The organism is Propionivibrio sp., assembly GCF_016790145.1.
GTDB lineage: Bacteria > Pseudomonadota > Gammaproteobacteria > Burkholderiales > Rhodocyclaceae > Propionivibrio.
This window is the reverse complement of record NZ_JAEUOI010000097.1, coordinates 1-6,108: the sequence shown is the minus strand read 5'-3', so window position 1 is coordinate 6,108 and position 6,108 is coordinate 1. Positions and strand designations below refer to the sequence as shown.

7 protein-coding genes are annotated in these 6,108 nt (G+C 59.1%); 6 read left to right on the top strand and 1 reads right to left on the bottom strand.

The genetic code is table 11. The features are described 5' to 3' along the window. A partial coding sequence (locus JNM42_RS08645; RefSeq protein ID WP_294268341.1) for an ATP-binding cassette domain-containing protein occupies positions 1–679 on the top strand: 679 nt, incomplete at its 5' end. A gap of 107 nt (positions 680–786) precedes the next feature. Here the strand turns inward: JNM42_RS08645 and JNM42_RS08640 are convergent. After that, positions 787–1,245, bottom strand: coding sequence for a CHRD domain-containing protein (locus JNM42_RS08640; RefSeq protein ID WP_294268340.1), 459 nt, complete (start codon positions 1,243–1,245; stop codon positions 787–789). Positions 1,246–1,570: 325 nt separating this feature from the next. Between JNM42_RS08640 and JNM42_RS08635 the strand changes: the two genes are divergently transcribed. The 5 genes from JNM42_RS08635 to JNM42_RS08615 all read left to right on the top strand — a co-directional run. Further along, positions 1,571–2,677, top strand: coding sequence for a 3-oxoacyl-[acyl-carrier-protein] synthase III C-terminal domain-containing protein (locus JNM42_RS08635; RefSeq protein ID WP_294268338.1), 1,107 nt, complete (start codon positions 1,571–1,573; stop codon positions 2,675–2,677). Between the two features lie 46 nt (positions 2,678–2,723). Continuing rightward, positions 2,724–3,467 (top strand): class I SAM-dependent methyltransferase, encoded by a 744-nt coding sequence (locus JNM42_RS08630; RefSeq protein WP_294268336.1) that lies wholly within the window; start codon positions 2,724–2,726, stop codon positions 3,465–3,467. After that, complete coding sequence (locus JNM42_RS08625) at positions 3,464–4,768, top strand: FAD-dependent oxidoreductase (protein WP_294268333.1); 1,305 nt, start codon at positions 3,464–3,466, stop codon at positions 4,766–4,768. Before JNM42_RS08630 ends, JNM42_RS08625 begins: the two co-directional genes overlap by 4 nt. A 33-nt stretch (positions 4,769–4,801) precedes the next feature. Then, on the top strand, positions 4,802–5,080 hold the full coding sequence (locus tag JNM42_RS08620; RefSeq protein WP_294268332.1) for a phosphopantetheine-binding protein: 279 nt from the start codon (positions 4,802–4,804) through the stop codon (positions 5,078–5,080). Positions 5,081–5,088: 8 nt separating this feature from the next. Then, a partial coding sequence (locus tag JNM42_RS08615) for a beta-ketoacyl-[acyl-carrier-protein] synthase family protein (RefSeq protein WP_294268330.1) occupies positions 5,089–6,108 on the top strand: 1,020 nt, incomplete at its 3' end.

Genomic DNA, 6,108 nt, shown 5'->3' with positions numbered 1-6,108 from the left:
CGCGGAAACCATCGAGCTGGTGCAGGATTCGCATCTGGCCATCGAGAAACTCACCTTGCGCACACCCAACCAGAAGCGCGTGCTGCTCAGCAATCTCACCCTGAAAATCAAACCGGGGGAGGGGCTGTTGATCGTCGGCGCCAGCGGCAGCGGGAAAAGCTCGCTGTTGCGTGCCATTGCCGGTCTGTGGCGCTCCGGAAGCGGTCGTATTTTACGGCCCGAAATCGAAGAGATGCTGTTTCTGCCGCAACGACCCTACATGCTGATCGGTAGCCTGCGTAGCCAGTTGTTGTACCCGCAACAGGAGGGTGAGGTCACGGATGAGGAACTCCTCAAGCTGCTGGACAGTGTCAACCTTCCCGATATCGCTGAACAGTTTGGTGGCCTGGATGTCGAGCTGGACTGGGCAAAAGTGCTGTCGGTCGGTGAGCAACAGCGAGTCGCCTTTGCCCGCGTGCTGCGCCTTGCTCCGCGCTTTGCCATACTCGACGAAGCGACCAGTGCCATGGATATCACCAACGAGAACAGTCTCTACAAACAGTTGGCGGCCAGCTCGACGACGCTGATCAGCACCGGTCACCGCCCCTCGATCAAGAAATTTCACTCGCAGGTGCTTGAACTTACCGGCGATGGAAAATGGCAGCTTCATGCGGCGGGCGATTACAAATTCAGCCGCTAGCGAGCAAGCCGTTTTCCCCTGCGACACCCATCAAGCTTGCCTATCCGGCGACCTGATCGAAGGTCGTGTTAGCTCAGTGGGCATAACCCGACTCTTCGTGACACCGGTCAGTTGGCGATGCGCATCGGTCTGCCGAGCAACTGCGCCCGGATTTCACCTTGTGGGTGCTGTTCGCTGTGTACGTTGACGTAAAGGTTGCCGGCCACATAACTCGTGTACTGCGCCTCGGTCAGCCTGGCATCGGCGGGAACGACAAAGCCGTCGTTGCCGGTTTTGGTCAGGGTAATGATTGGCGGGCCATTTTTCCCGACGGCGGCTTCATGAATATGCGCCATCGTCGGGACCATTCCTGAAGTCTTGATGCTGCCACTGACCGTGCGCACGGGCAGCACCGTGAATTGCCCCGTGCCCGTCGCTGATGTGGTCACCGGTGGAACCTCGGCGTCCCCTTTCAGGGTAATCGACATCGGCTGCTGGGCGTAAAGGCTGGCCGAAGCCAGGAACAGCAGGGCCAGAGGAACTGCCCGGCTGAGCCGCTTCGTGGGAGATTTTGACGTAGTGATCATTGTGGGCTCCTCGAAAATGACATAGGGATGGCGCTCCGCTTGCCGGAACGCCAGGATGCCCGTCCACAACAGCGTTTCGGGCAAGAAGGAACGATGCACCGGGAAGTACCATTAATCTGTTCGCTAACGCACATTGAAAACGAATTGTTCTGTCCGTGTTGTCCCGGATCATTCTTTTTTTATTTCCAAAGCTTTCTGCCGTATCGTTATGTACGTTAACGAACATACATCTGGCCTGCGAGTGCATAAAATTCGCCTGTGATTTCGCATTTCGCTTGTTGAGATCGTCGATATTGACAAATTTGTTGAATGGAATCTTGAGAAGATGAAGCGCGCCACCACGTCGGCAAGCATGTTCTTTCGCGCAATCGGAACCGCTACTCCAGGGACTCGCTACACCAAGGCGGAGTGTCTGGAAGCATTTCAGAAATCCGATTGGTACGCACGACTGGATGCTCGCTCCCACATGATTGCACGCACCGTCCTGCAGCATGACAACGGTATCGAAGCGCGGCGGCTTGCTGTCGATTCTATCGGCGACGTGTTCAGTATCGATCCGAATACCTTGATACAACGCTTTCTGGCGCACGCGCCGGCACTCGCGGCTCAAGCGGCCGAACAGGCGCTTGCCAGGAGCAGCCTCGAACCCCGTGATATCGGGGCTGTCATCGTCAGCACCTGTACCGGTTATCTGTGCCCCGGTCTTTCCGGGTATGTGATTGAGCGCCTTGGCCTGCGGACCGATGTGCAAGCCTACGATCTGGTCGGGCAAGGCTGTGCGGCGGCGTTACCCAATCTTCAGCTTGCCCGTGCCTTGCTGGTTTCTGGTGGCTGCGAACATGTACTGTCGGTATGCGTCGAGATCAGTAGCGCTGCGATGTATCTCGACAACGACCCTGGTGTTCTGATCAGCGCCTGCCTGTTTGGAGACGGTGCCGGGGCGGCGATCCTGTCGCGCGATCCCGCTCCGGCTATGGCTCCGGCTCCGGACGGACGCCGCATTGAGTGGATCGACAGCACGTCATTGATTGACCCAGGTAAACGCCAGGCGCTGATGTTCGAGCAGCGCGACGGAATGTTGCGCAACATCCTGACACGCGCCGTACCCGGGTTGGCTGCGGAGTCTGCGCGCCGGGTACTCGATACCGTGCTCGACCGAGCGGGTGTGCACGTCTCAGACATAAGTGCTTGGATCATGCACGCGGGTGGGCGCGATGTATTGCTTGCACTTGAACGAAAATTTGAACTCCAGGCACGGGACTTTCGTTACAGCGCTGCGATGTTGCGCGAATACGGCAACCTGTCCAGCGCATTCATTTACTTCGTCTTCGAGGCCGCTCTGGCCGATGACGCCCCCCCCGGATGGTGGTGGCTCTCATCGTTCGGTGCAGGGTTTAGTTGCCATGGAGCCCTACTAAAGGTGAGCAAATGACGAGTCAGTCATTCACATCCGGGCAACTTCAGAAAAGTTTACATTGATGAGCATGAGGCGAATCGTTGGCCCCGAAATCCTCGACGGCCTGGCTGCAGACGATCCTGCGGCGAGGCGCTCACGTCGTGATTTAAGGCGTGTTCATCGTGCGATGGGCACCCGCACAATCCTGCGGCGCGCTTTACATCGTACAACAGCATCGATCCCGGATAACAGACCGCTACGTGTGCTGGAACTGGGTGCCGGCGATGGAAACCTGATGCTGGGCGTTGCCCATGCCCTCGCGCCTGCCTGGCCGCGGGTCGAGCTGACCCTGCTCGATCGTCAGGCCCTGGTTAGCCTGGAGATGATTGAAAACTATGCCAGGCTCGGGTGGAACGTTGTGGAGCAAGTGGCCGATGCGCTAGAGTGGGCGGCAAGCGCTACCGACTCGCTTCCGAACGGTAATGAACCAGCGCGCTGGGATCTGATTGTCGCCAACCTGTTCCTGCATCATTTCGAAGGTACGCAACTCGCCCTGTTGCTCAATTCGATCACCGCAAGAAGCAACGGCTTCTTCGCCTGTGAGCCCCGCCGTAACTGGATTTCTCTCGCCGGAAGCCACCTGGCTGGCTTGATTGGAGCGGGCGCGGTGACACGTGAAGACGCCGTACTGAGCGTGCATGCCGGTTTTCGAGATAAAGAACTTACCACGCTGTGGCCGGCTGTTCATGACGAATGGCGAATTCATGAGTATTCGGCAGGTTTGTTCAGCCACTGCTTACACGCAGAGCGCGTCGGGAGGCCATGATGCGAAGCGTATTCGATGCGGTCATCGTCGGTGCCGGTCCGGCCGGATCCTCGGCAGCAATCCTGTTGGCGCGATCCGGCTGGTCAGTCGCACTGGTCGAGAAACAGCGCTTTCCACGGCGCAAGGTTTGCGGCGAATGCATTGCCGCAAGTAACCTGCCGCTACTCGACGCCCTCGGCATCGGTTCGGCGATTGATTCAGTCGCCGGACCACAATTACGCAAAGTCGCACTGATGCGTGGCGATCGGACGATCATCGCCGATCTGCCTGAATCCCCTCATGGAAAATACCGTTGGGGCAGGGCGCTTGGCCGCGAGACTCTCGACACGCTGCTGCTCGAGCGAGCTCGCGCTGCTGGAGTGCTGGTGCTACAGCCCTGCGCAGTGCAAGCGATTGAAGGCGAGGTCGGTGACTGGCATTGCGTCGTGCGCACGGTATTCTCCGGGACTCCGCTGACCTTGCATACCCCGATTGCCATTGATGCCCATGGTTCATGGGAGGAATTTCCCTCGTCACGCCCTCGTTTGCGCGAGTCTCGCAGTGGCTCCGATCTGTTCGCCTTCAAGGCCAATTTTCACGATACGTCGCTCGATCAGGGTTCGCTTCCCATCCTGTCGTTTGACGGTGGTTATGGCGGAATGGTCGTTGCCGACGGCGGTTTGACAACCATCGCGGGCTGCATCCGCAGTGATCGTCTGGGCGAGCTTCGGCGCGCATCGCCGGGAATTCGGGCTGGCGAGGTAGTCGAAGCCATGCTCAAACAGCAGTGCAAAGGGGTGCGTACGGCGTTGCAGGGGGCTTCCCGCGAAGGGGCCTGGCTCGCTGTCGGTCCTCTGAATCCCGGAATCCGGCTGGGTGTTGAAGACGAACCGTTCCGTATCGGCAACGCCGCAGGCGAGGCCCATCCGATTATCGGCGAGGGCATCAGCATGGCGCTGCAATCGTCGTGGCTGCTTTGTACTCATCTGCTGGGTACTGATCAGCCGCAAAGCATAACCTCAAGGGTGTGGCAACGCGAGGTTGGACGACGCTATGCCGTGGAATGGCGGCACCAGTTCGAGTCACGGCTGAAGCTGGCGGCGACCTTCGCCCACCTGGCAATGCGGCCAGTCTTGTCCGCACCGCTTGTGGCACTGGCAAAGGCGTGGCCCGGTATGCTGACCCTGGGCGCCAAATGGGGCGGTAAAGTGCGTTGTGCGGCCGATCTGGCTTTGATTGACCGGCTCACGCCGACTGTAGAAATGGCAGCAGAATCGGGTGTCGTGCCTTTTGGCGATGCACGACATTCAGGGCTGACCTGACGTTAATAACTGGATGACTGTAAAGGAACCGACATGAGAACAACTATCGAACTACTCCGTGAAATCCTCGTCAAGGAATACAAACTCGATCCCGACTCATTGACACTCGATACACCGCTGGAAGCACTGGGTATCGATTCGCTCGGCGTTGCCGAACTGCTATTCACCGTCGAGGACGAATTCAAGGTCAAGGTATCGACGGAACCGGTAAAACTGGCAAGCGTCGGTGATGTGGTTGGCTATATCGATGTGCTTGTTGCAGCACAACACGGTGATGCTATTCAGGCTGGCGCGGCCAGAGTGGCGGCTTGATGTGTGCCATGCGGCGGGTCGCGGTCACCGGCATGGGTATGGTCTCGCCACTCGGCAATACGCTGGACGAAGCGTACTCAAATGCCTATTTCGGCCGTTCCGCAATCAACCGCCTTGACCTCCCGCTCAGCCATCGACTTTTAGCACCGCTGGCGGCCACCGTGCGTTTTGCCGGTGCCGACCATTTTGCTCCCCCCAAGCTACGAATGCTGGATCGGGTGAGCCAGTTTGCTTTGGTCGCTGCCAACCAGTCGCTGGTCGATTCGGGTTGTGACTTGCGCCAACTTGATCCCGACCGGGCTGGCGTCTTTGTCGGGACGGGGATGGGAGGTTCACAGTCCAATGACGAAGGATACAAAACGCTCTATGGCGATAACTCGGACCGCATCAAGCCATTCACCGTGTTGATGGGCATGCACAACGCACCCTCCGCATGGATTGGCATTGAACATGCGTTGCGCGGTCCGAATCTGACCTATTCGACGGCTTGTTCATCGTCTGCAGTGGCCATCGGCGAAGCGTGGCTGCGCGTGGCCAATGGCAGTCTCGATCTGGCGATCGCCGGAGGTGCCGAGGCGCCTCTCTCATTCGGCTCGTTGAAGGCCTGGGAGGCGCTGCACACCCTGGCCAGCATCGATGAAGACGAACCATCCGCCTCCTGCAAGCCGTTCTCGAAGAACCGCAGCGGCATGGTGCTTGGCGAGGGTGCGGCGATGCTCATACTTGAGCCATGGGACCACGCACTGGCGCGCGGCGCGCCGATCCACGGCGAATTGCTCGGCTATGGCCTTATGACGGATGCCGCTCACATCACGCGCCCCACTGCTGAAGGCCAGGCGATGGCGATGCGTGCGGCGCTGCAATCGGCACTGATCGAGCCGTCGGCGGTCGACGCCATCAACGCGCACGGCACCGGCACGCAAGCCAACGATAGCGTTGAAACCGCCGCGATCAAGGCGGTGTTCGGCGAACGCGCGTACCACATCCCGATCAGCGCAACGAAGGCGCTGCATGGCCATCTGCTTGGC